At 40.5% G+C, this 26,758-nt stretch carries 24 protein-coding genes; 20 read left to right on the top strand and 4 right to left on the bottom strand.

The window, feature by feature from the left end:
* Window positions 1-3 precede the first annotated feature (3 nt).
* The 8 genes from ATHSA_RS06685 to ATHSA_RS06650 all read left to right on the top strand — a co-directional run bounded on the left by ATHSA_RS06685 (window position 4) and on the right by ATHSA_RS06650 (window position 9,238).
* Window positions 4-603, top strand: a complete 600-nt coding sequence (locus ATHSA_RS06685; protein ID WP_161848349.1) for a hypothetical protein — start codon at window positions 4-6, stop codon at window positions 601-603.
* A gap of 12 nt (window positions 604-615) precedes the next feature.
* Complete coding sequence (locus tag ATHSA_RS06680) at window positions 616-2,841, top strand: glycoside hydrolase family 31 protein (RefSeq protein WP_161848348.1); 2,226 nt, start codon at window positions 616-618, stop codon at window positions 2,839-2,841.
* On the top strand, window positions 2,842-3,687 hold the full coding sequence (locus ATHSA_RS06675; protein ID WP_161848347.1) for a deoxyribonuclease IV: 846 nt from the start codon (window positions 2,842-2,844) through the stop codon (window positions 3,685-3,687).
* A 134-nt stretch (window positions 3,688-3,821) separates the two neighbouring features.
* Window positions 3,822-5,387: an ABC transporter substrate-binding protein gene (locus ATHSA_RS06670; RefSeq protein WP_161848346.1), complete on the top strand. Its 1,566-nt coding sequence runs from the start codon at window positions 3,822-3,824 to the stop codon at window positions 5,385-5,387.
* Between the two features lie 11 nt (window positions 5,388-5,398).
* Window positions 5,399-6,409, top strand: coding sequence for an ABC transporter permease (locus tag ATHSA_RS06665; protein WP_161848345.1), 1,011 nt, complete (start codon window positions 5,399-5,401; stop codon window positions 6,407-6,409).
* A gap of 9 nt (window positions 6,410-6,418) precedes the next feature.
* Window positions 6,419-7,309, top strand: a complete 891-nt coding sequence (locus tag ATHSA_RS06660) for an ABC transporter permease (RefSeq protein ID WP_197739122.1) — start codon at window positions 6,419-6,421, stop codon at window positions 7,307-7,309.
* Window positions 7,306-8,277: an ABC transporter ATP-binding protein gene (locus ATHSA_RS06655; protein ID WP_161848344.1), complete on the top strand. Its 972-nt coding sequence runs from the start codon at window positions 7,306-7,308 to the stop codon at window positions 8,275-8,277. The genes ATHSA_RS06660 and ATHSA_RS06655 overlap by 4 nt, the downstream gene beginning before the upstream one ends.
* Entirely contained in the window at window positions 8,270-9,238 is a 969-nt protein-coding gene (locus tag ATHSA_RS06650) for an ABC transporter ATP-binding protein (protein ID WP_161848343.1), read from the top strand. The genes ATHSA_RS06655 and ATHSA_RS06650 overlap by 8 nt, the downstream gene beginning before the upstream one ends.
* Here the strand turns inward: ATHSA_RS06650 and ATHSA_RS06645 are convergent.
* Genes ATHSA_RS06645 through ATHSA_RS06635 form a run of 3 tightly spaced genes read right to left on the bottom strand, consistent with a single transcriptional unit; the run spans window position 9,220 to window position 12,463 of the window.
* Window positions 9,220-10,857 (bottom strand): beta-N-acetylhexosaminidase, encoded by a 1,638-nt coding sequence (locus tag ATHSA_RS06645; RefSeq protein ID WP_161848342.1) that lies wholly within the window; start codon window positions 10,855-10,857, stop codon window positions 9,220-9,222. The two genes, ATHSA_RS06650 and ATHSA_RS06645, sit on opposite strands and share 19 nt — an antisense overlap.
* Before the next feature lie 12 nt (window positions 10,858-10,869).
* Window positions 10,870-11,850, bottom strand: coding sequence for a GNAT family N-acetyltransferase (locus ATHSA_RS06640; RefSeq protein ID WP_161848341.1), 981 nt, complete (start codon window positions 11,848-11,850; stop codon window positions 10,870-10,872).
* A 10-nt stretch (window positions 11,851-11,860) separates the two neighbouring features.
* The gene (locus tag ATHSA_RS06635) at window positions 11,861-12,463 is read right to left on the bottom strand and encodes a hypothetical protein (RefSeq protein WP_161848340.1); all 603 of its coding nucleotides are present in this window, start codon (window positions 12,461-12,463) and stop codon (window positions 11,861-11,863) included.
* Window positions 12,464-12,792: 329 nt separating this feature from the next.
* Here ATHSA_RS06635 and ATHSA_RS06630 point away from each other — a divergent pair, with 329 nt between their 5' ends.
* From ATHSA_RS06630 to ATHSA_RS06585, 10 genes are all read left to right on the top strand, one after another.
* Complete coding sequence (locus ATHSA_RS06630; RefSeq protein WP_161848339.1) at window positions 12,793-13,920, top strand: ROK family protein; 1,128 nt, start codon at window positions 12,793-12,795, stop codon at window positions 13,918-13,920.
* Between the two features lie 34 nt (window positions 13,921-13,954).
* Window positions 13,955-15,211, top strand: coding sequence for an ABC transporter substrate-binding protein (locus ATHSA_RS06625; RefSeq protein ID WP_161848338.1), 1,257 nt, complete (start codon window positions 13,955-13,957; stop codon window positions 15,209-15,211).
* 48 nt (window positions 15,212-15,259) lie between these two features.
* Window positions 15,260-16,144, top strand: coding sequence for a carbohydrate ABC transporter permease (locus ATHSA_RS06620; RefSeq protein WP_161848337.1), 885 nt, complete (start codon window positions 15,260-15,262; stop codon window positions 16,142-16,144).
* Window positions 16,141-16,980 carry a carbohydrate ABC transporter permease gene (locus ATHSA_RS06615; protein WP_161848336.1) on the top strand — a complete coding sequence of 280 codons (840 nt, stop codon included), beginning with the start codon at window positions 16,141-16,143 and terminating at the stop codon, window positions 16,978-16,980. The genes ATHSA_RS06620 and ATHSA_RS06615 overlap by 4 nt, the downstream gene beginning before the upstream one ends.
* Before the next feature lie 11 nt (window positions 16,981-16,991).
* A complete protein-coding gene (gene aar, locus ATHSA_RS06610) occupies window positions 16,992-18,149 on the top strand; it encodes a bifunctional L-alanine/L-glutamate racemase (protein ID WP_161848335.1) in 1,158 nt (385 codons plus the stop codon).
* The gene (locus ATHSA_RS06605) at window positions 18,146-20,542 is read left to right on the top strand and encodes an alpha-mannosidase (protein ID WP_161848334.1); all 2,397 of its coding nucleotides are present in this window, start codon (window positions 18,146-18,148) and stop codon (window positions 20,540-20,542) included. The genes aar and ATHSA_RS06605 overlap by 4 nt, the downstream gene beginning before the upstream one ends.
* Before the next feature lie 268 nt (window positions 20,543-20,810).
* The gene (locus ATHSA_RS06600) at window positions 20,811-21,731 is read left to right on the top strand and encodes an ROK family protein (RefSeq protein WP_161848333.1); all 921 of its coding nucleotides are present in this window, start codon (window positions 20,811-20,813) and stop codon (window positions 21,729-21,731) included.
* Window positions 21,721-22,296 (top strand): D-sedoheptulose-7-phosphate isomerase, encoded by a 576-nt coding sequence (locus tag ATHSA_RS06595; RefSeq protein ID WP_161848332.1) that lies wholly within the window; start codon window positions 21,721-21,723, stop codon window positions 22,294-22,296. Before ATHSA_RS06600 ends, ATHSA_RS06595 begins: the two co-directional genes overlap by 11 nt.
* A gap of 68 nt (window positions 22,297-22,364) precedes the next feature.
* Complete coding sequence (locus ATHSA_RS06590) at window positions 22,365-22,877, top strand: V-type ATP synthase subunit I domain-containing protein (RefSeq protein ID WP_161848331.1); 513 nt, start codon at window positions 22,365-22,367, stop codon at window positions 22,875-22,877.
* Complete coding sequence (locus ATHSA_RS06585; RefSeq protein WP_161848330.1) at window positions 22,874-23,620, top strand: carbohydrate kinase family protein; 747 nt, start codon at window positions 22,874-22,876, stop codon at window positions 23,618-23,620. The genes ATHSA_RS06590 and ATHSA_RS06585 overlap by 4 nt, the downstream gene beginning before the upstream one ends.
* An 18-nt stretch (window positions 23,621-23,638) precedes the next feature.
* Here the strand turns inward: ATHSA_RS06585 and ATHSA_RS06580 are convergent, their stop codons facing one another.
* A complete protein-coding gene (locus tag ATHSA_RS06580) occupies window positions 23,639-24,568 on the bottom strand; it encodes a glycerophosphodiester phosphodiesterase family protein (RefSeq protein ID WP_161848329.1) in 930 nt (309 codons plus the stop codon).
* A gap of 166 nt (window positions 24,569-24,734) precedes the next feature.
* Between ATHSA_RS06580 and ATHSA_RS06575 the strand changes: the two genes are divergently transcribed.
* The gene (locus ATHSA_RS06575) at window positions 24,735-25,646 is read left to right on the top strand and encodes a radical SAM protein (RefSeq protein ID WP_161848328.1); all 912 of its coding nucleotides are present in this window, start codon (window positions 24,735-24,737) and stop codon (window positions 25,644-25,646) included.
* A gap of 4 nt (window positions 25,647-25,650) precedes the next feature.
* Window positions 25,651-26,736, top strand: a complete 1,086-nt coding sequence (locus tag ATHSA_RS06570) for an iron-containing alcohol dehydrogenase (RefSeq protein WP_161848327.1) — start codon at window positions 25,651-25,653, stop codon at window positions 26,734-26,736.
* Window positions 26,737-26,758: the final 22 nt, after the last annotated feature.

The raw sequence follows: 26,758 nt of genomic DNA, 5'->3' as shown, positions 1-26,758 counted from the left end.
CTTTTGAACGAAGAAACCCCTTTTATTTACAAATTAATTGTCGTGCTTGTAATAGTATCTGCAATCTTTGCGACTTTCATGAGTATACTCGATTTTGCCTTTATAAGATCAAGTTCGGTCTCTATTTCGAATATGGACGAAGAGATAAAGTCGATGAATGGACAGATAAACGACATCAATTCCAACATCTCCATTCTCAAACAGGACATCTATCCCGGCGGGATTATAGACAAATACATAAGTGCCTACAATTTCCTTTCGAACACGAGCGTAGACCTTCAGAGGATTTTAACATTCGCATCCCAGCAACCTCAAGCGCAGTACTTTGCAATTTACGTTACTGGCAATAGAGGCATATGGATAAATGTGTCCAAAAAAGATCAGTACATCTTGCAGGCCGAATTAAGACCCGGCCTTTCCAATTACCTGTTTTTCTATTCTGGAACGCCAACGGTTAAAACGATTTACACCATACCCGTTGATAATTCTTGCGTTGTGACAAGTAATGATGCATCCGACACTTACTTTCTTATTTCACAAAATGGCATGTCAAAGATCCTCAAAATGCAGAAAAATCCCCAACCGGTGTCAGAATTATTTTAAGGAGGGATGAGTATGAAAATTGAAAAATTGGACGGATCTATCTTCAAAGTAACTTACGGAATGCCTCAAAATCCAATCGAAGTTGTTCAAAAATTTCACGCAAATGATGTTAAAGATTTTTACTGTGCCCAGGAAAATAATATGTTAATTGTAAAGGACAAAGAGATCTTGATAACGCAAAGATCGGAGGATTTTAAAAATGGGATTTTTTCAGTCGATTTTTCCTGTAAAGAGGCCCACTTTTTCGGCTTTGGAGAAAAAATGGGGTATCTTGACAAGAGGGGAAGAAATTTTAAAATGATAAACTCCGATTTTCCTCTCCACACGCCAGATCTCGATCCGATGTACATTTCGATACCATTTTTCATAGCGATCATTGGCAAATCAGCAATTGGCATCTTTGTTGATTCGACCTCTTACTCCTTTTTCAACCTCCGCGAGGATGGATTCACGCTCTCTGCAAGAGATGAAGGAATAACAATGTATTTCATATATGGACCGGATGTAAAAAATGTAATAAGTACTTTTACTGGCATTGTTGGAAGAATGGAGATGCCACCCGCATGGGCCATCGGATACCAGCAATCAAGATGGAGTTATTCGAAAGATGAGGCGATCGAGGTTGCGAAGAAGATGAGGCAAAAAGATATACCATGCGATGTTATCTACCTCGATATAGATTACATGGATGGATACAGGGTCTTCACGTGGAAGAATGATTTTGAAAACGGATTTTCAGATCAACTTCATAATATGGGATTTAAACTTGTCACGATCGTGGATCCCGGAGTCAAAATAGACCAGAACTACGATATTTACAGATCCGCGAAATCAATTGACGGGTTTGTAAAGGACAAAGAAGGAAATGATTTTACCGGTTACGTCTGGCCGGGAAGATGTAACTTCCCAGATTTTTTGAGATCGGACGTAAGAGAATGGTGGGCAAGATCTCATAGAGCGTTATTTGAAAAAGGTGTTGACGGAATATGGAATGACATGAATGAACCGGCCATAGTGTGGACAGACTCGAAGACCAAAAAGGTCTCCGAACTCTTCAAGAGAGAAATCGATTTTCAAATCCTCGGTGAGGCAAAATCTCTTTTCTCTCAGGACGATGCCGGCGACGAAGCCTTTCATAAAGATGACAGTGGCAAGATCTGGCCTCATTACAAGGTAAGAAATATCTACGCATATCTTGAAGCGATGTCAACAAAAAGAGCCTTTGAAATTCACAAACCGGGTAAAAGACCTTTTATACTGACAAGATCTGGATTTGCCGGCATACAAAAATACGCCGCCGTCTGGACCGGAGACAATTCAAGTTGGTGGGAACATTTAGAGATCGAAATGCCTATCTCGATGGGATTAGGCCTTAGCGGTGTTGCATTCACCGGTGCGGATGTTGGAGGATTTGGAGGAGATGCCAATGGGGAATTGCTTGCAAGATGGATGGAGATGGGATCGTTCTTTCCCTTCTTTAGGAATCATTCCGCGATTGGAACGGCAAGGCAGGAACCATGGTCATTTGGAGAAAAGATAGAAGAGATAGCAAAGAAATACATAAAGTTAAGGTACGCACTCTTTCCGTACATTTACACGGCTTTTTATTTTGCACACAAAGAAGGAATTCCGATAATCAAGCCTTTGTTCATGTTAGATCAAAACAACAAAGATCTTTACTCGATAAATGATGAATTCGTCTTCGGAGACTCTATCCTTGTTGCCCCAGTAACGAGGCCGAACACGACATGGAGGACTGTCTACATCCCAAAGGATAAATGGATAGACATGAGAAACGGTAATATCTACGAGGGAGATCACGTTTACAAAATAGATGCCCCATTAGAAGAGATTCCAATATTCGTAAAAGATGGATCGATTATCTTCAAAACAGATCCTCTAAATTACATCTTCGAAAGGGAAAAGATGAATCTCTACGTTGACGTCTACGGAAATTCTGCCATCGGATATCTTTACGAGGATGATGGAGAAACACTCGGCTACAAAGATGGACAGTACAATCTTTACGAATTTGCAATAGGTAGTGCCGTGGACGGATACACGATCGGGATCAAGAGATTACACAATGGATATTCTGGAAGATATGATAATGTCAAGGTAAAGTTTTTAAATGCCCCAAGGATGATAACAAAAATAAGACTTAACGGTAAAGAAGTTGAAAATCATTTTGAAGGAAAAGATCTTGTAATAGAATTTCAGATGAAAGACGTGATTTAGATGTACATAGGCGCTCACATGACATCTCCACTCTCGACAATTCCACAAAGAACAATAAAAATAGGCGGAAATACATTCCAGATATTTTCTCACAGTCCAAGAATGTGGAAGGTGAATGTTAATCCAAATGATAACGAACGTGAACTTTTCACGCAGGAAATGAAAAAATACGGCATAGAGAATGATAAGGTTATGATCCACGCAAGTTATCTCATAAACCTTGCAAGTCCAAATGAAGAAGTGATCAAAAAGTCGGTAGAACTGATGAAAAAAGAACTTGAACTCGCAAGTTTGCTCAAGATCAAATACGTAAATGTTCATCCCGGCAGCGGTCTTGGAGAGAATGAAGAAAAATCCATTCAAAGAATCGCGAATTCGATATCCACGATAATGAAAGATCGTCCCGAAAATGTTGAATTATTGCTTGAACTCGTCTCTCCCAAGGGTGGAAATATAGGACATAACTTTTACCAGTTGAAAAAGATCGCGGACTTAAGCGGTTGCGATCTGTATTTCACTTACGATACATGCCACGGCTTTGATGCGGGTTACGATATCACTTCAAAGGACGGGATGAAAAAACTCATGGATGAGATCGACGGGACGATAGGCCGGGATCGTCTCGTCATGTGTCATTTAAACGATTCGATGTATCCTCTCGGTGTTCATAAAGATAGACATGAAAGGATCGGGAAGGGGTTCATAGGCAAAAAAGGATTTGAAACATTTTTCTCAGAGGAGTTTTTTAGAACCATCCCCATGGTGTTGGAAACTCCCGGAGATGATCCGGAACACGAAGAGGATATAAGGGTTGTGAAGGAAATAATAGAAAAAGTAATTTCTTGATTTATAAGTTAATTCAATTCAATCATTGCAAATATATGAATTTGCAATGATTTTTTATTTGTTTTGACATTTACAAGTTTTATGATATACTTCTTTCAAAATATCAAGGCATATCTTCAACAGGGGGGTGTTGTATGCGTAAATTTTTGTTTATGGCGCTTGTTTTTTCCTTCGCGGCCATGGCTTTTTCTGCATCCATACCGAAGGATACGGTCGTAATCGGGATGAACACGGGGATTTTCATCTCCTTCGATCCTGCCGTTTGCTACGAGGTGGAACCTTCAATAATGGTCATGAATATCTACAGCGGCCTTTTCAAATTGCAAGAGTTTAACGGTACAATTCAGGCTGTCCCGGAACTTGCTGAAAGTTACGATATCTCTCAGGACGGCAAAACATGGACATTTCACATTCGTAAGGGTGTGAGTTTCGCAAATGGCGATCCTGTAAATGCCGATGCTGTTGTCTATTCGGTGAGACGCGTTTTACAGTTGAAAAAATCTCCGGTCTGGCTTTTTGAATCTCTTGGATTGAATTCCGAAAACATGAATGAGACTGTAAAAAAGATCGATGATTACACGGTACAAATAACTATGAACAAGTCTTACGCTCCGAATATAGTCATGTCCATCTTTGCCGAAAGTTGGGGAGGTATAGTTGATCCTAAAGTTGCACAGTCTCACGATGTATCAGGGGATATGGGATCAACGTACCTTGCAGATCACAGCGCCGGTGCCGGTCCATACATTCTCAAATCATGGCAGAGAAATAACATGATAGTTCTCATTGCAAACGATAAATACTGGAGAGGTGCTCCGAGAATAAAGACGATAATAATAAGAGATATGCCAGAATCAACAGATCAACAACTCGCTCTCAAAAGGGGAGACATAGACATAGCGTGGAATCTCACACCGGAACAGGTTAATTCCTTAAAAGGAGATCCCAATTTCAACGTGGTCAGTGTCCCTGCCCAGTCAAATGAATACCTTGCGGTGAATGCCGGATGGGGACCATTTAAAGATGTTCGTGTAAGGCAAGCCGTTAAATACGCGATAGATTACGACTCTATAATTAAAAATATAGCCGGCGGTTACGCGATAAAGGTTCAGGGTTTTATCCCTTACGGATATCTCGGGTACGTCTCTGATATGCCTTTTGATCAGAATATAGCGAAAGCGAAGGAATTGCTTGCGCAGGCAGGATACCCGAATGGTTTTGAAGTTGAACTCGTCACAAACACGACGGAAAGAAGAAGAAATGAGGCTATAGCGATTCAGGCAGATCTTGCCAAAATAGGAATAAAGGCAAATATAACTATAATGCAGGCCTCACAAATGTACACGAAGATGAGAGAGCAAGGAGTTCAGATGATCGTTGCCGGATGGGGAATCGATTTTCCTGATCCGGATGCGCTTGCCAAGCCCTTCGCGGATTACAGGGTAAAACAACTCGCGTGGAGGATGATGTGGTACGACGATCATGCAGCAGATCTTGCGGAGGCTGCTGGATTTGAACTGGATCAAACAAAAAGAGTTGAGATGTACAAAGAATTAACGAATTACTGGTTCGATAATGGACCATTTGCGATACTATATCAACCTTTGAACTATTGGGGTACAAGGGCGGAATTGAAAGGATTTGATCAAACCGCAAAAGGGTATTCGCTCGCCTTTGATTTGACGAAGATGTACAAATAAGGGGATAGGGAATGAAACTTGGCTCCTACATATTAAAAAGAAGTCTTTTAATGCTTCTTGTAATGTTTGGAGTACTGGCCATAGTTTTTGCAATTGTCCATGTGATACCTGCCGATCCGGTAGGGGCACTCCTCGGAGGAAATGCCCCGCCGGACGTTGTCGAAAGAATGAAAGAACAATTGGGCCTTAACAAGCCTCTCTTCGATCAGTTTGTCGATTACGTGTGGGGCGTTATCCACGGTAACCTTGGAAATTCTATCCAGTCTGGACGCCAGGTCATTCAGGACATAGCGGAATATTTTCCGGTAACGCTCCAACTTGCAATAGCGTCTATAATAATCTCCATCTTTCTTGGAATATTTCTTGGGATCTTTTCTGCGATTTACAGAAACAGATGGATCGATCATTTTTCAAGGATCTTCTCGATCCTCGGGGTTTCTATGCCAGTCTTCTGGACGGGCCTTATTCTTTTGCTCGTCTTTTACTACATCCTCGGATGGCTCCCGGGAACGGGGCAGTTAAGCCTTTTCGTTATCCCGCCCGAAAAGATAACCGGAATGATACTCGTCGACTCACTTTTGGACGGAAACTGGGAGGCCTTCTGGGACGGCCTGAGACATTTAATACTTCCCGCCACAGTGCTTGGATACGCTGCAACTGCCTCGATTGCGAGAATAACACGCGCAAGTATGTTAGACGTGTTGAATCAGGATTACATAAGAACTGCAAAGGCTAAAGGCATGCCAAAAAGAATAGTTATCTACAGACATGCCCTGAAAAATGCGTTAATTCCGGTTATAACTATTATAGGTCTGACCTTCGGGGGATTGCTCGAGGGGGCCGTGTTGACAGAGACAGTCTTCGGTCTGCCGGGCCTTGGAAGGTACATAGTAAATGCACTCTTGGTTCTCGATTACCCGGCAATAATGGGTGGAACGCTTTTCATCGCACTTGTCTATTCACTCGTTAATCTTTCTGTTGATCTTATATATGCCGTGATCGATCCAAGAATGAGGGTGTGAGGTGGTTGAATGACTCTGACCGAAAAGATTTCTGATTTCATGGAAAAGAGAAGGCCCATTTTGGAAGATTGGAAGCATACGTTTTTTCTGTGGAGAAGAACAAAATTAGCGATCATCGGCACCGTTATAGTGATCGTTTTTGTGCTTGTGGCAATTATAGGACCATTTTTTATCCCTTACGATCCGCTTTCACAAAATATGGCCGAAAGGCTTCAACCTCCGAGTTTAAAACATTTCTTTGGAACGGACCAATTCGGTAGAGATATCTTTAGCCGGGTTGTAAGTGGATCCATGATAGAAGTCGAAATAATAATAATCGTATCTATTATAAGTGGAGGAATAGGTTTGATCCTCGGAGTAATAGCGGGATATTTTGGAGGCGCGATAGACGAGATACTGATGAGAGCAACTGATATGTTTCTTGCCTTTCCAAGTTTAATACTCGCCATGGCCTTTGCCGCTATGCTGGGACCGAGCCTTATAAACACGATAATAGCGATTTCCCTTGTGGGATGGACAGTCTTTGCGCGCCTTGCGAGGGCCGAGGCAATGAAGGTGAAGAATCAACCTTACATAGAGGCCATAAGGGCACTCGGAGCAAGTAGAACAAGGATAATATCGATCCACGTAACGCCGATGTGCGTCTCACCGGTTCTCGTTCAACTCACCTTAAGAATGGGCACTGTCATTTTAACGGCCGCAAGTTTGGGCTTCCTTGGCCTTGGAGTTAGACCACCTCTTCCCGAATGGGGTGCTATGGTCAGTGATGGAAGAAGTTTCCTGCTCGATCAATGGTGGATCTCTACCTTTCCGGGCATCGCGATAGCCATAGTCGTACTTGGATTTAACCTTCTTGGTGATGGCTTAAGAGACATAATGGATCCGAGGTTAAGAAGATGAAAGATGCGATCTTGACGGTAAAAAATTTGAAAGTTGTCTTCCACACTTACAGGGGAACTGTTCATGCGCTTGATCGTATCAATTTTACGGTCCTAAAAAATGAGAGATTTGGAATAATAGGGGAGACAGGATGTGGAAAGTCAGTTACATCCCTTGCGATAATGAGACTCATCGAGCAGCCGGGCGAGATCGTCGAAGGCGAGATCGTCTTTGATGGCAAAGACCTTGTTAAAACTCAGGAAAGTATTTTGAATACGATCCGCGGAAGGGAAATATCTATGATCTTTCAGGAGCCATTGTCCTCACTTAACCCCGTAATGAAAGTAGGATTTCAAATAGGGGAAAGCATAGCAAAGATAAAAAACACATCGATAAAGTCATGCCGGCAAGAAGTCTTCGAGGCGTTAAAAGCCGTCGATCTTGATCCAACAAGGGTTTCAAATCTTTATCCGCACGAATTAAGCGGCGGAATGGCCCAAAGGATAATGATAGCAATGGCACTTTCATCGAATCCAAAATTGCTGATAGCCGATGAACCAACCTCTGCACTCGATGTCACGATTCAGGCCCAGATAATGAATTTACTCGACGATCTCGTCTCTAAGATGAATAACACGGTTATTCTCATAACACACGATCTTGGGGTAGCCGCACAATTTTGCGATAAGATCATGATAATGTATGCCGGCACAGTTGTAGAACAGGCAAAAACTGAGGAACTTTTTGACAATCCACTTCATCCCTACACAAAAGGATTGCTAAAAGCCATCCCCAAGGTGGGAAATAGAGACAAACTTACCGGTATCCCCGGGAGTGTTCCGGATCTTGTCAATCCTCCGTCCGGTTGCAGGTTCCATCCGAGATGCCCATATGCGATGAAGATATGCAGTGTAGAAAAGCCCCCTTTGACGGAAATGAATCCGGGTCATTTAGTGGCATGTCATCTTTACGGTGATAAAAATGGATGAATTTTTGATCGAAATTCAAAATTTGAAAAAATACTTTCCTCTTAAAAGAGGCATCTTCTCGAAAGGCCAATACGTTCATGCCGTCGATGACGTAAGCGTACAAATACCATCAAGAAAGATCTTTTCGATCGTTGGAGAATCTGGCAGCGGAAAGACGACATTTGGTCGGACAATTCTTAGATTAATAGAGCCGACCTCTGGGAAGATAATTTACAAAGGTCAGGACATAATGAATTTAAGCCAGAAAGAAATGATAACTTTCAGAAAAAAGATGCAGATCGTCTTTCAAGATCCCTACAATTCACTTCATCCGCGCAGACTTGTGAAGGACATAATTGGAGAGGGCCTTTACATTCATGAAAAAATCTCCTCAAACGAGATCTTGGAAAGGGTAAAAGCAATTTTGAAAAAGGTCGGTCTAAACGAAGATCACATGTTCAGATACCCACATGAGTTCAGCGGAGGACAAAGGCAAAGAATAGCGATGGCGAGGGCTTTAATATTAAATCCTGAATTCATAGTGCTCGATGAACCAACCTCTGCACTCGACGTTTCCGTTCAGGCGACAATACTCGATCTTTTGATCGATCTCAAGAATACCTTCTCACTTACCTATCTCTTCATAACGCATAATCTTGCCGTGGTGGATTACATTTCTGATTTTGTTGCTGTTATGTATCTCGGCCAAATAGTTGAGATTGGATCAAAGGATGATATCTTTACCCTTCCGTCTCATCCTTACACCTACGCGCTTTTGAGTGCAATTCCAGATCCAGATCCGAAAAGAAAAAGATCAAGAACGATCCCAAAAGGAGAAATACCGAGCGCCGTTAATCCTCCCCAAGGGTGTAGATTTCATCCAAGATGTCCTTACGCAAAAGAGATTTGCAAAAGATCGGATCCGGCAGTCATCGAAGCATCAAAAGGCCATTTTGTAAAATGTCATTTTCCGCTAAGATGATTATTTTTCATGTCTGAAATGCCAGCCATTCCCCAGAATCTCGGAAGGAGATTTTCCAGTCCTTCCATCTTTCTTTCTTTGACCCATAACTTTGAGTACGAGTTGGAAAGAGATATGAAATCCGATGCGCGTGCCTTTTTATTCATCAAGGCAACGGCAGTCTCGATCATCTGTCTTAAGAATTCAAGATCGTCAGGTAAAATCACATCTTTTGTTTTCTCAAGTACTTCTTCAAAATCTTTCTTTATCTTTTGATCTTTGATTTTGTAAAGAGGATAAAGGTCTCCAAAGAGTACACGCTTGAGCGTCATGGTTGAAATTTCAGAATTGCCAAAGATCTTTCTGACATTTGTTATCTTTTCGTCTTCATCGCTTAGAGCCATCCATTTTTCTTCCCATCTTCCATTTCCTTCGGCGATCTCCATAGTCGCCAAAATCAAAGGATTTAAAAATGAGAAAAGGCATTCCTGACCATCGTCTCCCCAGGATGTTACCATAAAGCCGGGAAGATTTTCGTCTTTGGCAGCACCTATGAAATTCTTGACGTTTGAGATGGCGATCTTAAAGTTTGGATAAAATGTGTTCCAATCTGAAAGGCCCGGACACGCTATTTGGGTTCTCTTCCCAAAAGAATTTATTTTTTCTTTGAAAAACGCTTTTTTATTCGATGAATAATCCCAGTTTGCGATGATCACTTCGTCCCAGATTTTGCTTTTCAAAACTTCTTGCCATTTTTCACTCTCGGCCTTGGTCAGATACATGCCCGTCAGCATGTCTCCCCACATCATTGGAATCTTGCCATGAGACTTCACGATCTTTATCATGCGATCGTAATGGGACTCGTACAACTTATGGCCCTGAAATTCCCACCCTTTGTTTAAACTCTTTCCGCGTCCCAATGCCCATGTTTCATCTCCGCCTATGTGAATGTGCTTTGATGGGAAAAATTCAACTACCTCTTCGAGTAATTTCATCGCAAAATCAGATGCCTTATCGTTTGAAAGATCAAGACATCCTTCCGAAGGCCTGTGCCATTCGCTGAACTCACGATATTCTGGAAGGGATAGTATGTGCTCCATATGACCGGTCAATTCGAGAGACGGAAAGACCTCTATGCCGAGAGATTTACCGTAATCGATGATCTCGTCGACTTCATCTGCCGTCAATCTTCCTCTGTGCTCTCCTATCTTTGGATCTATTTTCCACGGGAATAAATCTTCGAAGTATATCGCAAAGTAATTGTATTTTGTCAAGAATAACCATCTGAGTAATGCTTTAAAAGTTTTGAGATTTGGCACTCCCCCGCGCGCTATGTCAAGATGATATCCTCTGAATTCGAATCTGAATGATTCTTCCACCTCGATTTCGGGAAGAAAATCACCCGACTGGTTCAAGATCTGGATTAAGGTCGCATAAGGGGTAAGTTCATCTCCCCAAATTTGGACCTTACCGTCGGTTATCTTCAGCCCACTGCCTGCTTTGTCAATCTTTTCTATCTTCCACTTCCCATCCTTTATTCCAAATTCTTTTTTTAAAAAAGATGGCAGATTCGAAAATCCATCGAATGAATAACGTTCCTTGCCAATCTTTGTCATTTTGGGTTCGGGAACTATCATCATCTTTATCACATCCTAAACGTAGTCCAGACCGTAGTCTGGAAGAGGAATTTCCAAAGATTTAGACTCGTATTCAGTCGATCCAAAGACGTATTTTGTCATCTCGCTTAAATCATCTATGATTTTTACATCATATGGCAACTCTTCAAGATATGGCCTTAATTGATTCAAAAGGAGTGCGGAGTCCAAAATCTTGACGGTGCCGATAAATCTTCTCCTGACACTTTTCTCAGACATAAAGATCTCATTTAACGTGCAATCTGCAGATGTTGTGTGAATTACCATCGGCTTCATCTTGCTTGCGACTGACTTTACAAGATTCGCAACATCGATTTGACATCCACCGTGATCAACACAGTGGTATCTGTTCTCGTTGTCTTTTTCAACTATTCCTTCAGTTACAACGATGTAAGCCTTATTCGAGACAAATATCTTGGCCGGCATATTGTCTGCCTTTGAAGTTTCTAACATCATCTTGAAAGTTTTTCTGTCTCTTACAAATCTGACCGGATTTTTTGCGTGAAAGATCATCAAATTGTCAAGATCGTCAATGGTAGCCTCATGATATTCAACAGAGTTATTTCCATCGACAAAATGTGCGTAATAAACTCCGGCGTCAACGGATCCGAACTTTCTGTATATCGAATTATCACCGGATATCATCATAAGAGAAGCGCCTTTCTTTACAGAATAATCTCCGGCCTCCTTCATCAAAAGAGTTGAATATCCACGTCCTCGATATCTCTCATCGGTGCAAACGGAACCGGCAAGCGATGCCTTAATTCTTGCCGAGAAGATCTGCACATCCTTGAACAAAAGGCCAAAGATAGAGACTATCTTCCCATCCTCTTCAATACATAAAATATTCTGGGCATTCTCAGACGAAAAAAGCGCGGGATAATCCCTTCCCATGTCTCCTCCGCCTTTCCTGAACACCCTATTTGCGAGGTCTATAGCCTCTGGTATTCTTTTTTGTGGCAATTTTAGAATTTTCACAATAATCAACCTACTTTTGATTTTCCATTATATGGATGTAAGTGTTCGCCGTCCAGACAACGTAGAAAAAAATCGCAAGGTAATTGCCAGCATAAGGCACAAGCGTCAATAGAGCCGTTACTATGATTATTATAAAAGCATAGGCAGATCTTATTCCTCTGAAGATAAATGAGAGGTTCCACTTGAATCCACCGTAAAGATCGCACGCATTTGACGCCACAAACCAGTTCGGCACGTAAAGGATAAGAAGGAGCATTACAAGGCCAAGTATAACGTTTATCTCAAAACCGATCATAAGAAAAAAAGACATAAAGATAGAGAAGGCGAAGAAGTTAAAAAAGACTCTTAATTCTTCTTTCCACAATCTTTTTTCTCCCATCATAATAGAGGTCATGATGGAAACGGCAAGAATTGCAAGAGCCCATTCTATAACTCCGAATATGAAAGAGACCATCATGATCAAGATTAAACCATTAAATTCATCTGATCGCAATCCGTAAAGAATGAGGTTGAAGATCAATGTTATCAAAAGTACGCCAAAAACAGGCGCCAAAATCAAAGGATTTTTCTTAATTCTTTCAAAAACATCTGTGAATCCTTCTAAAAAATCCATAAATGCCCCCTTTAATCTTCCTAAACGATATGGTCAAATATATTATATCAATTTTGACCAATTTGTGAAATGTATAGTTAACTGTAAAGTCAATAAAGAAAAAGTGAGAGGCAAAAATTTCGCGCTATGTGTAAAGATTATTTAAATGAAATCATTTGATATTTAGAGATAATTAACGATCATTTAAGATTGTATTTATCAATCATCGATAAACGTTTAAAATTAGAAATAAAGTCAAAATTCTGCTATTTTTTGCCTTTGAATTTTGAAGAAGAAAGATAGATAATAAAGTAAACTTTACTTACTAATTATTATTCAAGGAGTACAATATGAATGCCATAAGTTCAGTCGGTTTAAGAAATTCTTTGAGAATTTTTGAAACGCTTATGGTTAAAAATGCTTCAAGAGTTGAAATAGCAAATGAATTGGATCTCACAAAAACCACCGTCGGAGAAATCACAAAGAATTTTATCGATTTGGGATTCATAAGAGAAAAGGAAAAAACCCATGATTCCCGGATAGGAAAGCCTCAGACCTTGCTCGAAATAGTGCCAGATGCCTTTCACGTTGCCGGAATAGGAATTCTAAGAAAACAGGTCGAAGGATGCATTGTCGATGCAGATGGAAAAATTTTGAGAAGAAAATCAAAATATTACAAATCCTTTGATTACAATTCCATAATTAATTCGATCTTTGAAGTGACAGATGATTTAATTGCCGGCAATCGAGATAAGATAGATGCCATAGCCTTTGGAGCACCCGGAACCCTTGACTCTAAAAACGGAATTATCCTCAAACCGGCAAAATTTTTGGAATTTGAAAATGTACCTCTTGCAAAGATCTTTTCAGACAGATACAAGGTTAACGCATGGATAGAAAATGACGCCGATGTCGCTGCGATCGCCGAAAAATACTACGGTAAAGGTAAGAATTTAAACTCATTTATATCCATCCATATGGAAGAAGGAATTGGATCCGGGATCATTTTAAATGGAGAAATACATCATGGAGAATACGGTTACGCAGGCGAAATGGGACATTTTCTTGTAAAGGACAATGGTACGTTCAAATATCTTGAAGATCTTTACGGTGCCGATGCCATTCTTGAAAGGACAAGGATGTTTGGGATACCAGATTTTGAGAGTTTAAAGAAGGCCGAAAAAAACAAAGACAAAAAAGTGATTGAATTTTTGCAAGAGATCGGAGAAGAGGTTGGTGCGGTAATAGTTTCTATGATTCATCTCACAGGCATATCTACGATCTTTTTGGGAGGAAAGGCAACCTATCTCGGAAATACCTTCTTGAACTCGGTTAGAAGTACCATAAAGAAATATCTTTTCTACGATCATGAGGTAAAGGTTGAATTGTCAACACTCGGAGACGCATTTGTCGTAGCGCTTGGTGCGTCGGCACATGGAAGGGTGAAATACGTTGAAAAAAGGATGATAAAAATTTAGGCCAATTTGGCCAATAAGAAAGGAAGGGGTGTATATGAAGAGAATAGGTTTTGTAGTGCTCATTTTGGTACTGGCAATAGGGATAGTTTCACTTGGTGAGACGATCACACTTAATTTCATGCAGGTATTGACAAGTCCTCAAAGAACGGCGTGGTGGGAACAGGTTATAAAAGACTTCGAAGCCCTTAATCCAAACATAAAGATAAATCTTATCTCTCCTCCATACGAACAGGCAGATAACAAACTCACAACAATGTTGATGGGGAAACAGCCTCTGGATATCATTGAGGTAAGAGATTACACGATAAAACAACTTGTTGACAATGGCTGGTTGACTAATCTCACTCCTTACATAGCAACATGGAGTGCATCAAAAACTCTCATTCCACTTGCATGGCAGGCGGCAAAAACTGTGAATAACACACCTTACATGATTCCGCAGTCATTCTTTGTCAAAGCCCTATTTGTAAGAACGGATATATTGGCCAAATATGGCATCAACCCCGATGATCTCAAAACATGGCAGGATGTTTTGAATGCGTGCCAGAAATTGTACAATCCATCAAAAAATCAGTATGGATGGGACAACAGAGGGAAAAATTCGCCCTTCATATTCCCTGACACCCTTGCAACTTCTTTTGTTGAAAATGCAAATCCAGACAACCTCTACATTCTTCCAAATGGACAAACGATCTTCACATCTCCACAGTACAAAGCCGGATGGGAAATGTACATCAAACTGTTTAAAACCTCTCCTCAGGATTCTATAAACTGGGGTTTTGATTCTCAAGTCAACTCATTCGTATCGGGAGTAACCCCTATTTTGATGCAGGATCCGGACACGGTAGGATTACTTAACACGATGCTTGACAAAGATCAATATACAGTTGTGCCCCTTCCGGTAGGGCCGACTGGAAAAGCCTATCCAAATTACGGATTTAACGGCCTTGGAATAGTCTCTTATTCCCAACATAAAGAAGCGGCATGGAAATTCATCGCCTACGTTTCAAGTCCTGAAGTCAACGCCTGGTTTAACAAGAATTACGGACCTCTTCCGATAAGTTCCGTAACTTATGAAAACGATCCGTATTTCAGCACAGGTGTTTACAGCGCATGGGCATATATGATGAAACATCCTGAAAAATACATCTTTTCAAATTACCCATTTAATTCCTCAAAATGGCCCGGATGGCCAAGCATACAGCAGGCGGATATGCAATCATTGCTACTTGGAAACATTTCTCTCGATGCCGTTCTGGCGAAATGGAACAATTACTGGTCAAGTAAATAAGAAATAATCCAGGTGTCTTTTGACACCTGGATTTACTGGAGGACATCCATGAGTAGAAACCTTAAGTTGTTCATCATGGTTTTACCAACGATCGTATTGTTAGTTATCTTTACATATATTCCTATAGGTCAGGAAATACAAATAGCATTTGAAAATTATAATTTATACAATCTTTCAAACATATATTTCAATGGTTTTGATAATTTCATAAACATATTCACAAGTGTTGATTTTAATTTTGTCCAAATAGTCTTAAACACGGTGATATGGGTTGTCGTATCCTTAGTTTTCCAGTTCACACTTGGATTTGGATTGGCATTATTGCTAAAAAAGCCTTTTAAAGGAAGAGGCATTTATTCTGGACTTGTTTTTTATCCATGGGCCGTATCCGGTTTTGCAATAGGATTGGTCTGGGCATGGATTTTTAACGGTCAATTTGGACTTATAAATGGCATTCTTATGAGATTTGGAATTATAAATCAAGGCATAGGTTTCTTATCCGATCCACACATCGCACTTGCATCGGTTATTGTGGTCAATATCTGGTATGGGATACCATTTTTTGCGATAATGCTTTTGGCGGCTTTACAATCTGTACCGGAAGAACTTTATGAAGCGGCAAAGATAGATGGAGCCGGTCGATTTAGAAGGCTTGTGAACGTTACGATTCCATACATAAGACCAACGATAGCAAGTACGATACTGTTGCGTACGATGTGGATTTTGAATTTCCCTGACATAATATACGCAATGACAAATGGAGGACCTGCCAACAGTACAAACACCTTGGCCAATTACATGATAATAAAGATGTATAGTTTTTACAATTACGGTCAGGCGGCTGCTATAGGTTTTATAATAATGAGTATTCTCATGATCTACGCAGTCATTTACTTAAGTATCTTCTCAAGATTGGAAAGAGGGGTTATATGAAAAAATTAAAAATTTTCATCGAATCAGTTTTAAAATTCATGGCTCTTGGTGGATATTTGATATTTGCTTTGATCCCTCTTTACTGGGTGTTGGTAACATCTTTTAAAGGTCCAAAGGAATTGTACACATTTCCAATTACATTTTTTCCAAAAAGCCTTGACTTTGAAAATTACAGATTCCTTTTTACATTTGCGAATTTTGGAATCTACTTTAGAAATAGTTTGCTTGTCTCCTTGGGATCGTCTCTCGGTGCTTTAATAGTCTCTGTTCTAAGTGGATACGGACTCTCACGTTTGAGTTCCAAAAAATTAAGCAACGGAATTCTTCTTGCCATGTATCTTACGCAGATGATCCCAGGCTTTCTACTTATGCTCCCACTTTTTTTGATGCTTTCCAAATTCGGTATGATAAACAATCTTTTTGTACTCGGAATTATCTACATCGACATGGTAATAGCGTTTGGTACCATAATGTCTAAAGGATTCTTTGACAGGATACCTGTTTCACTCGAAGAGGCCGCCCTTATAGACGGATGTGGAACTCTCGAAGTACTTTACAGGATCGTTTTACCTATAAGTTTGCCTGCCATCATGGCCATTTTCAGTTTTTTCTTTGTTAACATATGGAATGAATTGTTTTTGGCCGTCATGTTTCTATCTTCAAATGACAAAATGACAGTTCCGGCCGCTTTGAACTCCTTCATTTCAAAGGCCGGCATAAGTTGGGGAGTAATGAGTGCAGGACTTGTAGTTGCCTTATTGCCCACTATAATCGTTTTTGCTTTTGCACAAAAGTACATAATCGCAGGATTAACGGAGGGAGCAGTTAAAGAATAGGAGGAATCGTCATGAAAAAAAATATCACGGAAATACTTCATCATCTCGGAGAAGAAAATATTCCATTTGGTTCGGTTACCCCACCTATTTTCCAGACCTCTATCTTTGAATTCGATTCTTTCGATAAATTCAAAGAGGCTCTTTCGGATGAGGAAGGGCATTACCTCTATACGAGGGGAAATAACCCAACCGTTAATATAGTAGAAGAGAAAATTGCCGCTCTTGAGCATGGACAAAAGGCAAAATTATTTGCGTCCGGAGTTGCGGCAATTTCGGCAGGAGTAATGGCCTTTTTGAAGTCAGGAGATCATGTTGTTTGCGTTGAAGACAGTTACAGTTGGACAAAGACTTTGCTTGAGAAGTATCTGAAACGTTTTGGCATTTCACATACTTATGTTGATGGAAGCGAAGAAGAGATACGTTCTGCTGTAAGGCCAGAAACGAAGTTAATATACCTTGAAAGCCCGACGACTTTTACATTCAAAATTCAGGATCTTGAAAATATATCTGCTTTTGCCAAAAAACGCGGTATAAAGACGATAATAGACAACACCTGGGCAACTCCTTACTTTCAAAACCCTCTGGATTTTGGGATAGATCTCGTGGTTCATTCTTCAAGCAAATACTTTGGCGGTCACAGTGATGTCGTTGCGGGTGTCGTGATCGGTAGCAAAAAGGACATTTCACACATTTTCAAAACGGAATTTCTCAACATTGGTGCCGTTCCAGATCCATTTGCGAGTTGGCTTATTTTAAGAGGGTTGAGAACACTTCACATAAGAATGGAAAGGCACTTCCAAAGCACGATGAAGGTAATAAATTACCTTTCTGAACATCCTGCCATTGAAGGGATAAATTATCCATTTTATAAGGATAATCCTCAATTGGCCCTTGCCAAAAAACAAATGAGAGGTGGATCTGGTCTATTTTCGATAAAACTGGCAACTAAAAGGATAGAAGACGTAAAGGCATTCACGGATAATTTGCGTATTTTCAAAAGAGCAGTAAGTTGGGGAGGATATGAAAGCCTCGTTGTACCATATGCAGTTTCGCACAAAGATCTCTCGGAAGATAATGTTTCGATCGTTAGAATCCATGTGGGACTTGAGGATCCGGAAATATTGATCGACGATCTTGAAAGAGCATTGAAAAGGATGATGAAGAGATGATCGTTCACATGATTGGCAACGCGCACATAGATCCCGTCTGGCTTTGGAGATGGCCCGAAGGGGTCTCCGAGATGATTTCGACATGCCGTACCATGGTTGAATTGCTCAAAAATTCGGACGATTTGATCTTCACGAAAGGCGAAGCAAGGATGTACGAATGGATTGAAAAAACTGACCCTCAATTATTCGATGAGATAGTAAAATTCGTAAAATCCGGCAGATGGAACATAGTCAACGGCTGGTGGGTACAGCCCGATTGTAACATTCCATCTGGTGAATCTTTCGTAAGGCAGGGTTTATATGGAAAAAGGTATTTCAAAGAAAAGTTTGGAATAGATGTAAAGGTTGGATACAACGTAGACAGTTTTGGCCATGCCGGAACTTTGCCACAAATACTCAAAAAAAGCGGCTTTGACTATTACGTTTTCATGAGACCGGGTCCGAATGAAAAAAACCTTCCATCACTTTTTAGATGGAGATCTCCGGATGGAAGTGAGGTTGTAGCCTTCAGGCTTAGCAGAAATTATGAAACAAGAAGGGATAAGGGAGACCTTGAAAAGCAAATAATGGCATATTTAGCAGAATCTGCTTCAGAAACAACGATGGTCTTTTACGGCGTTGGAGATCATGGTGGAGGGCCAACTATAGAAGATGTAAATTACATAAGAAATCACAAGAATTTTTCGGATGAAGTAAAATTAGAATTCAGTTCTCCGGACAAATTCTTCGATCAAGTAAAGGACAAAGAAGAGAATCTGCCAGTTACCGAAGATGAACTGCAGTACCATTCGATAGGTGCCTATTCGGTGAATTCAAAAATGAAAATTCTCAACAGAAAAAGCGAAAACACACTTATCACTGCCGAGAAATTTTCAACGATTGCCTCCGTTGTGGAAAAAATCCCTTATCCATACGACGTTTTCGAAAGGACATGGAAATCTTTGCTTTTCAATCAATTTCACGATCTTCTTGGCGGGACGGCGATAAAAGAAGCGTATGAAGACGCTTATAACGAACTGGGAGGAGTTATAAGCGATGCCGAAAGGATAAAGCATCTATCTCTCCAGACTTTGGCAAAAGACATAGATACCCGTGGAGATGGTCTGCCATTTGTGGTCTTCAATCCTTCGGCTTTTAAAAGAGAAGAATATGTGGAATTCGAACCGTGGCTCAACTGGGAAGAATGGGGTGACAGGGTGCTTGTGGATTCGAATGGAAAAGAGGTAGAGTATCAAAGAGTTCATCCGACTGAGTTGATGAACAACACTTACAGGATCCTTTTCAAGGCCACGGTGCCGCCTCTTGGATATAGCGTTTACTGGCTTAAAGATGGAAAATCGTCTGAAACAAAAAGTGATTTAATCTGCGGGGATGATTTCGTTGAAAATGAATTCTACCGTCTCGAATTCACAGATGAAGGATATATGAACTTCTACGACAAAAAAAGAAATACTCGATATTTCTCCGAACCTTCCTGTATACCTATCGTTATAAATGACGATTCCGATACATGGAGTCACGGAATATCAAAATATTCAAGAGAATCAGAACCCTTGAGGGGAAAGGTAAAGATCGAGAGTGGAAAATTGGAATCTAAGATAAAGATCGAGATGAGATACAAAAGATCTAAGATCTTCGAGATTATAAGAGTGCATGAATATGATCCTGTTGTAAGAATACATTTCATAATTGATTGGCATGAGCCTCTCAAAATGATCAAATTAAAATTTTCCTTTAACGGAATAAAAAAGGTCATTTCTGAAGTTCCATACGGGATGATTGAAAGACCTTTAAATGGTCAGGAATATCCTATGCAAAGGGCATTATTTTTCGAAAACGATAACCGTGGCTTTACGATCGGAAATAACGGGAAGTATGCCTACGATGTTTTAGACAATGAGGCGAGAATAACAATTCTTAGAAATCCTCCTTTTGCATGGCATATGCCATACAGGATAAAAAGAAATGAATCTTTGTATTTTACAGATGAAGGAATTCAAGAATTCGATATATGGATGTCGGGTTACTCTCCAAATCAAAGGGAAGAGGGATTAAAGATATCCCAGTCTTTGAATGAACCGTTAGAGATATTCAGCGTCCCAAAACATGGAGGGAAGTTTCCACCGATGAATTCTTTTGTTGAAGTGAATGGAGAAGGGGTAATGATGGAAGTGCTCAAAATGTCAGAATCTAAAGATGGAAGTGCAATAATACGGGTATGGGAAATGACAGGATCAAACAGAAAATTCTTTCTAAATGCTTTTGGCAATTTGAAAGCATTTGATATAAAGAAGTATGAAATAAAAAGTTTGAAATTCAAAAACGGATCTTTTAAAGAGGTGAACTTGATCGAAGAGTCAACACCCACCACCTTTAGAGGTGAGGGCTTGTAAAAGCCCTTGTTGATTTGATACGTAACGCATGGCACATGGCACGCAAAAGAGATTAAGGATCAAAAGGCTATTCGGTTAAGTGAATTCATGTTAACTGACGGAAAAAGTGGTTAGCACAATCGTTAGATGGTAGCAAGATACATGTGTCTGCGAACTGGAAACAGTTAAAGAAACTGGAAAGTGCAAAAACATTGTTGATAGAAAGGCAGGTGAATATGGCAATTCCTCTCCAACTTCTATAAGTTGGAGTCTCCTTGCCACAAGAACGATGAACTCAGAATATCTTGTGGGTCTCGACATAGGCGGCACAAAGACTGCGATTGTCGTCGGAAACGAAAAACTCGAAATCATAAATCGATATGAATTCCCAACAAAGCCAAAATTAGGCTTTTCTGATTTCTTTGAAAGATTGCTGAATTACCTTTCTAAAATAGATCCTATCGATGCCATAGGAGTTTCTGTCGGAGGACCTTTAGATGCCCAAAAGGGGATAATTTACAATCCACCACACCTTGGATGGGGAAATGTGAATTTACGCTACGAAATCAGAAAATATTTCACATGTCCCGTCAGGATAGAGCACGATGCCAAAGCCGGAGCAATTGCAGAATTTGAACTTGGTGCGGGAAGAGGATTTAGAAACATAATCTTCCTTACGCTTGGAACGGGCCTTGGGGCCGGAATAATCATAAATGGCAAGATTTACAGAGGATCGTCTAACATGGCAGGTGAGGTCGGCCACATAAGGATCGCAGAGGACGGGCCTGAGGTTTATGGAAAATCGGGATCGTGGGAATCTTACTGTAGCGGGGATGGTATTGCCAAACTTGCACGATATCTTTTTCCAGATTATTTTCCAAGAAGAATAACGACCAGAGAAATTTCTAAAATGGCGTTATCGGGAGATGAAAAGTCGATGGAGGTTTTAAAAAGGAGTGGAAGGTATCTTGGGATAGGCCTTGCAAATCTTTTCGATATTTTCGATCCCGATAGGATAATTCTCGGAAGTTTAAGTTTGCGCCTTCCCGATATCTGGCTTGAGGAGGCAAAAAATACACTTGCCAAAGAGGCACTCGACACGGGAGCGACCAAAAAAGTGGTTAAGTCAATGCTTGGAGAAAGAATAGGAGACTATGCCGCTTTGATAACCGCTCTCAATGCGTTAAAGGAGGAAAGAGATGGATCTTGATAAACTTGTAAAAGAGGCTTTTGAAGAAAGCATTCACGTTAAAGAAAGGTTTTTGAAAGAAAACATCGATAAAATAATCGATACTTCATCCAAAATCGTTGAAAGGATAAAGCACGGTGGTGGCGTCTTTTTCATGGGTAACGGTGGAAGCGCCGCAGATGCCGCACATCTTTCTGCCGAACTGGTGGGGAGATTTTACATGAACCGTCCTCCGATAAGATCGGCATCTTTTGCGTCCAATCCCTCTATCCTTACAGAGATACCGAATGATTTTGGGTTCGAATATCTGTTTGAGCGTCAGGTCGAATCTTACGTTAAATCCGAGGATGTTGTCGTTGGAATAAGCACAAGCGGAAAATCTTTGAATGTCATTCGGGCTCTAAAGAGGGCAAAAGAGATCGGGGCTTTTACAATAGGGTTTACCGGGAAATATGGCGATGAGATGAGAATGTGTGATGTGCTTTTTACGGTAGACTCAGATAAAACCCCGCGCATTCAGGAAACGCACATACTGCTTGGTCATACTCTGTGCCAGTTGATCGAGTATGAAATGAACGTGATATGAATTACGAACAAATTTGTGAAGATAATTGAAATAATTTTATATTAAAGAAAAAACAAGGGGTGATTGATTTGAAGGCAAGATCTGTTGTTTACGGAGGGGTATTGTTGGCCGTTGGACTTGTACTTTCTCTCGTTATTCACTCAATAGGAGGACAGCAGTTCGGAACGATCTTTGGTCCGCTCAATTTTGTGGCACTTACGACCGGCGTAGTCGCAGGACCGTGGGTAGGATTAACCGTAGGAATAGTTTTGCCGCTTTTGAGCAGTGTGATTTTTGGTATGCCGCCTTTGATGCCTCCAATTGCGGTTTTTATGGCTTTGCAACTTGGAACTTATGGAATTCTTACAGGCTTATTTGAAAGGCGAAATTTGAACATCTTTCTTAACCTTGCGATTTCCATAATAGCCGGTGGAGTTGTTTATTCCCTTGGATATTACGTGATAGGCTACATGGTCGGGATTCATCTTCAACCATTGACGGCGATCTTATTGAGTTTTGCCCTCGGACTTCCGGGCATCGTCATTCAATTCCTTTTGATTCCCACAATAAGATATTCGATTAAGCGTGCAAGAAAGTCATGATAGACATACTCGGCGGTGCATTCAGGGATATTCTTTTTTACGGGCAAATTCACGCAGAAGACGTGATCGAAATGTCAGGTGGCACGGGATACAATGTTTTTGCGGGATTACGAGAAATTGGAATAGAATCAACCTTTCATTGTGCCGTCGGGGATGATTGGCCCTTTGAAAATCTAAGACACGTGAATGGTAAAAGCGGTATCTTTGTCTGCAGAAATGAAACGGAGGTACTTGCAGTATACAGAGGGGTTAATTTGGACATACCCGTTGATGATTTCAAATCAAAAGTGCTTTTTTCAACTCTTGAATGCGGAGGAGATACATTTGAAAAATACGCAAAAAAGATGAAAAATGAGGGAGGAATCGTGATTTTAGATCCATCGCCTTCTTTTGAATGGAGAGAGGAATACGTAAGTCTTTGCGATGTTTTGATCCCGAACGAAAGAGAGTTTGAAAGCATCTCTCCTCCAAAATTCAAAGAAGTTTTCCTAAAACTCGGCGAGAATGGGGGTAAATATATCAAAGATAACGTTGAGATATACAAAAATATCTCTAAAAGGGGAGATTTTCCCCTCGGATGTGGAGATGCCTTTGATGTCGGCATCATCTACGGCCTTTTAAATGGAAAGGGACCTAAACGTACTTTAGAAATAGCCGTAAATCTTGGCGAAATCGCTTCATTTTTTCGTGGCAGTTCCTCTGCCGTAATCAAGGCAGTTAGAAAGGCGAATTTGAAATCTTAATTTGAAGAAGATGCCAAATCAGTTCGAGATTAGAAGTGATTTTAACAAATTTGGATAATCCGTTATTATCCCATCAACACCCATTGAGATAAATCTTTCCATTTCGGATCGGTCATTTATCGTCCATGGCACGACGGCCATCCCGTATTCGTGAGAGATCTTGATAGTCTCGGCCGTGCATTCTTTGTAATACGGAGAGATTATATCTACTCCAAGACTTTTTGCCATTAAGACAGGATTACTGAAATCGGAAAGTTTTAATCCAGACGTCCATAACGGGTTTTCGTAGTAAATTCTTTGAAGTAAAGCCACAGTCGTGATGCGCGGATCCATTTCTTTGACAAGTTTTAAGGTTTCCCAGTTGAATGACTGAATCATGACCGTGTCTTCAAGACCATACTTTTTTATGAGTGGAAGTATAGCATTGACAAAAGTTTTTGCATCGTAGGTATATCCAAATACAGATGGAAAGGTCTTTGTTTCCGCGTTTATCATGTATTTCTTTCCGTCACTCTGCATTTCTTTTACAAAAGCGAGGACTTCTTCAAATGATGGCATTTTTTCATTTTCAATCTGCATTTGGTTCGGCATTCTGTAATCTGATCTCATGATACCCACATCGTATTCAAGAATCTGTGAGTAGGTAAGATCTTTTATCAAAATCTTCTCGTTGATGAATTGACCGTTTTTTGAAACTTTTTGAGGATTAAGAAATGGATCGTGAGAGATTACGGGAATACCATCTTTTGTAATCGCAATATCAAGTTCCAAAGTTGTAGCACCTATCTTTATCGCATTCCTAAATGCGGCCATCGTATTTTCTGGCATCAACCCACGTCCACCTCTGTGGGCCTCAAGATCGAAAGACCATCCATTTTGAAATGGAGTAAGAGAAAAAGCGAAAGAAAAAAGAGAAAAGATCAAAATAGAAAAAACAAATTTTTTCATACAATCCCCCCTTCGAAATTATAACACGTCTCTTGTGTCTCACGGCATTTGTGGTAGTTATCGTATCTCCTTTTTCTAAGTGTCACAAGCCATGTGCCACATGCCTTACACTATACAGGCACACAGCATTCCCGATTGATGTGGTAAAATATTTCCGGAGGCTTTTATGGATAAAGAAAAGTTAAAGGACGCTCTTGATTACTTTGAAAATACTCTAAAAAGTTGCGATCTTTGCGCGAGAGACTGCAAAATCGATAGATACAAAAAGAAGGGTGTATGCGGTCAGTCAGAAAAGGCGAAGATAACGAATGCCGTACTTCACTTTGGAGAGGAACCTCCACTCGTAGGTGACGGTGGTGCAGGCGCAGTTTTTTTCTCGGGATGCGGGATGAGATGTCTCTACTGCCAGAACTTTGGTTTCAGTCAGTTGAACGTTGGAAAAACTTTAGAGGATGAAGAACTTGCGGAGATTTTTTTAAAACTTCAAAAAAGTGGCGCAAAGACCCTCGATCTTGTAACGCCCGAACCACACCTTAGATCCATCGTCCATGCCCTTATGATAGCAAGCGAAAAAGGTTTTAAACTTCCCATTGTCTTTAACACTTCAAGTTACGTCCATCCAGAGACTTTAAAGCATCTTGAAGGGATAGTGGATGTATATCTTGCGGACATAAGGTACACTGATAATGAGATGGGAAAAAGATATTCTTTGGTGAATGATTACTGGGACGTTACCAAAAGATCTTTAAGGGAGATGTACAGACAGGTTGGGTCCTTTAGAGAAGAGAGAATGAGAGGGCTCATAGTAAGGCATCTTATACTTCCAAATGGAATAGGTGGAACTGAAGAGGCCATGAGATTTGTTGCCGAAGAACTTTCCATATCTGTGCCGGTTTCTTTGATGTCGCAGTATTTCCCCGTGTACAAGGCCTTGAAGATCGAAGAAATTTCAAGAAAGGTAAATTATGAAGAATACACCGAGGCACTTGAAATATTGAAAAGGTACAATTTGAACGGTTGGTACCAGCCTCTATTCGAAAAGATGAAAGGCGTTTACGCAAAATCTATTGAGAGGTGATAAAATGTTCGCTTTTTTTAATCCTGTTGATCTAAGGTTTGGAGAAAATGCGATTTCGGGAGTAGATTTCTCATTATTTGGGAAAAAGGCATTTATAGTCACTGGAAAGGGAGGATCCGCAAAGAAGAACAACGCGATTAACGATCTTGTCGGATCTCTTAATTCAAAGGGAATTTCATACGAATTTTTCAGTGAAATAGAAGAAAATCCTCCATTTGATCTTATAGACAAAGGTGCGGGGATCTTCAAGTCAAAGGAATGCGACTTTGTAATTGGAGTCGGAGGGGGCAGCCCGATGGATGCCGCAAAGGCAATAAGCGCCGCAGCAAGGATGAACAAAAAAGTTGCCGATCTTTACGAAATAAAAGACCAAATATCGACATATCCCGTAGTTGAGATAACCACAACCTCTGGAACGGGAAGTGAGGTAACCCAGTACGCGGTCTTAACCTCTTACGATGGCAGAAAACTTGGCCTTAGGACAAAAAAATTATTTCCAACACTTGCAATCGTCGATCCTAAATACACGTTAACGATGCCTGCAGACGTTACAATAACGACTGGACTTGACGCGCTTTCTCAACTTGTAGAGAGTATCCTCTCAAAAATAAATACCCCCATTACCGATGCAATGGCAGTAAAGGGCCTTGAACTTATCAAGCAATCGCTTCATTCGGTCGTAAGAGAGCCATCGAACATCACTCACAGATCGAATGTGGCGCTTGCCGCTACTCTTTCCGGAATCACAATATCCCAGACGGGCACAACGATAGTCCATGCACTTGGATATCCTCTGACTTCTCATATAGGAATAAGACATGGTCTTGCGAATATGATGACAATATGCCAGATAGTAAAAAATGCCGCAAAATTCGAGCCTCAAAGGGTAAAGATGGCAACGGAAGTCTTCGGTGGTACACAGGGATTGTGCGATTTTATAGACGCTATTTATCCAAGACCAAAGTTGAAGTTAAGCGATAAAGATGCCGAAGAATTCGCAAGGGAAATAGATCTTAAATCGGGTCAGGTTTTGAATACCCCTGGAATTTACGATTTTGAATTTGTAAAAGAGATATACAAATCTCTTTGATAAAGGGGACATGAATTTGGGA

The sequence above is a fragment of the Athalassotoga saccharophila genome (assembly GCF_009936215.1).
In the GTDB taxonomy this organism is placed as follows: Bacteria; Thermotogota; Thermotogae; order Mesoaciditogales; family Mesoaciditogaceae; genus Athalassotoga; species Athalassotoga saccharophila.
Note: the sequence above shows the minus strand (reverse complement) of the source record. Positions and strands in the feature narration are given on the sequence as shown.

Excerpts from the sequence above, each read along its gene's own strand:
- ATHSA_RS06680 (WP_161848348.1), top strand. The coding sequence starts at position 616 with ATGAAAATTGAAAAATTGGACGGATCTATCTTCAAAGTAACTTACGGA.
- ATHSA_RS06675 (WP_161848347.1), top strand. The coding sequence starts at position 2,842 with ATGTACATAGGCGCTCACATGACATCTCCACTCTCGACAATTCCACAA.
- ATHSA_RS06670 (WP_161848346.1), top strand. The coding sequence starts at position 3,822 with ATGCGTAAATTTTTGTTTATGGCGCTTGTTTTTTCCTTCGCGGCCATG.
- ATHSA_RS06665 (WP_161848345.1), top strand. The coding sequence starts at position 5,399 with ATGAAACTTGGCTCCTACATATTAAAAAGAAGTCTTTTAATGCTTCTT.
- ATHSA_RS06660 (WP_197739122.1), top strand. The coding sequence starts at position 6,419 with ATGACTCTGACCGAAAAGATTTCTGATTTCATGGAAAAGAGAAGGCCC.
- ATHSA_RS06655 (WP_161848344.1), top strand. The coding sequence starts at position 7,306 with ATGAAAGATGCGATCTTGACGGTAAAAAATTTGAAAGTTGTCTTCCAC.
- ATHSA_RS06650 (WP_161848343.1), top strand. The coding sequence starts at position 8,270 with ATGGATGAATTTTTGATCGAAATTCAAAATTTGAAAAAATACTTTCCT.
- ATHSA_RS06645 (WP_161848342.1), bottom strand. The coding sequence starts at position 10,857 with ATGATGATAGTTCCCGAACCCAAAATGACAAAGATTGGCAAGGAACGT.
- ATHSA_RS06635 (WP_161848340.1), bottom strand. The coding sequence starts at position 12,463 with ATGGATTTTTTAGAAGGATTCACAGATGTTTTTGAAAGAATTAAGAAA.
- ATHSA_RS06630 (WP_161848339.1), top strand. The coding sequence starts at position 12,793 with ATGAATGCCATAAGTTCAGTCGGTTTAAGAAATTCTTTGAGAATTTTT.
- ATHSA_RS06625 (WP_161848338.1), top strand. The coding sequence starts at position 13,955 with ATGAAGAGAATAGGTTTTGTAGTGCTCATTTTGGTACTGGCAATAGGG.
- ATHSA_RS06620 (WP_161848337.1), top strand. The coding sequence starts at position 15,260 with ATGAGTAGAAACCTTAAGTTGTTCATCATGGTTTTACCAACGATCGTA.
- ATHSA_RS06615 (WP_161848336.1), top strand. The coding sequence starts at position 16,141 with ATGAAAAAATTAAAAATTTTCATCGAATCAGTTTTAAAATTCATGGCT.
- aar (WP_161848335.1), top strand. The coding sequence starts at position 16,992 with ATGAAAAAAAATATCACGGAAATACTTCATCATCTCGGAGAAGAAAAT.
- ATHSA_RS06605 (WP_161848334.1), top strand. The coding sequence starts at position 18,146 with ATGATCGTTCACATGATTGGCAACGCGCACATAGATCCCGTCTGGCTT.
- ATHSA_RS06600 (WP_161848333.1), top strand. The coding sequence starts at position 20,811 with ATGAACTCAGAATATCTTGTGGGTCTCGACATAGGCGGCACAAAGACT.
- ATHSA_RS06595 (WP_161848332.1), top strand. The coding sequence starts at position 21,721 with ATGGATCTTGATAAACTTGTAAAAGAGGCTTTTGAAGAAAGCATTCAC.
- ATHSA_RS06585 (WP_161848330.1), top strand. The coding sequence starts at position 22,874 with ATGATAGACATACTCGGCGGTGCATTCAGGGATATTCTTTTTTACGGG.
- ATHSA_RS06580 (WP_161848329.1), bottom strand. The coding sequence starts at position 24,568 with ATGAAAAAATTTGTTTTTTCTATTTTGATCTTTTCTCTTTTTTCTTTC.
- ATHSA_RS06575 (WP_161848328.1), top strand. The coding sequence starts at position 24,735 with ATGGATAAAGAAAAGTTAAAGGACGCTCTTGATTACTTTGAAAATACT.
- ATHSA_RS06570 (WP_161848327.1), top strand. The coding sequence starts at position 25,651 with ATGTTCGCTTTTTTTAATCCTGTTGATCTAAGGTTTGGAGAAAATGCG.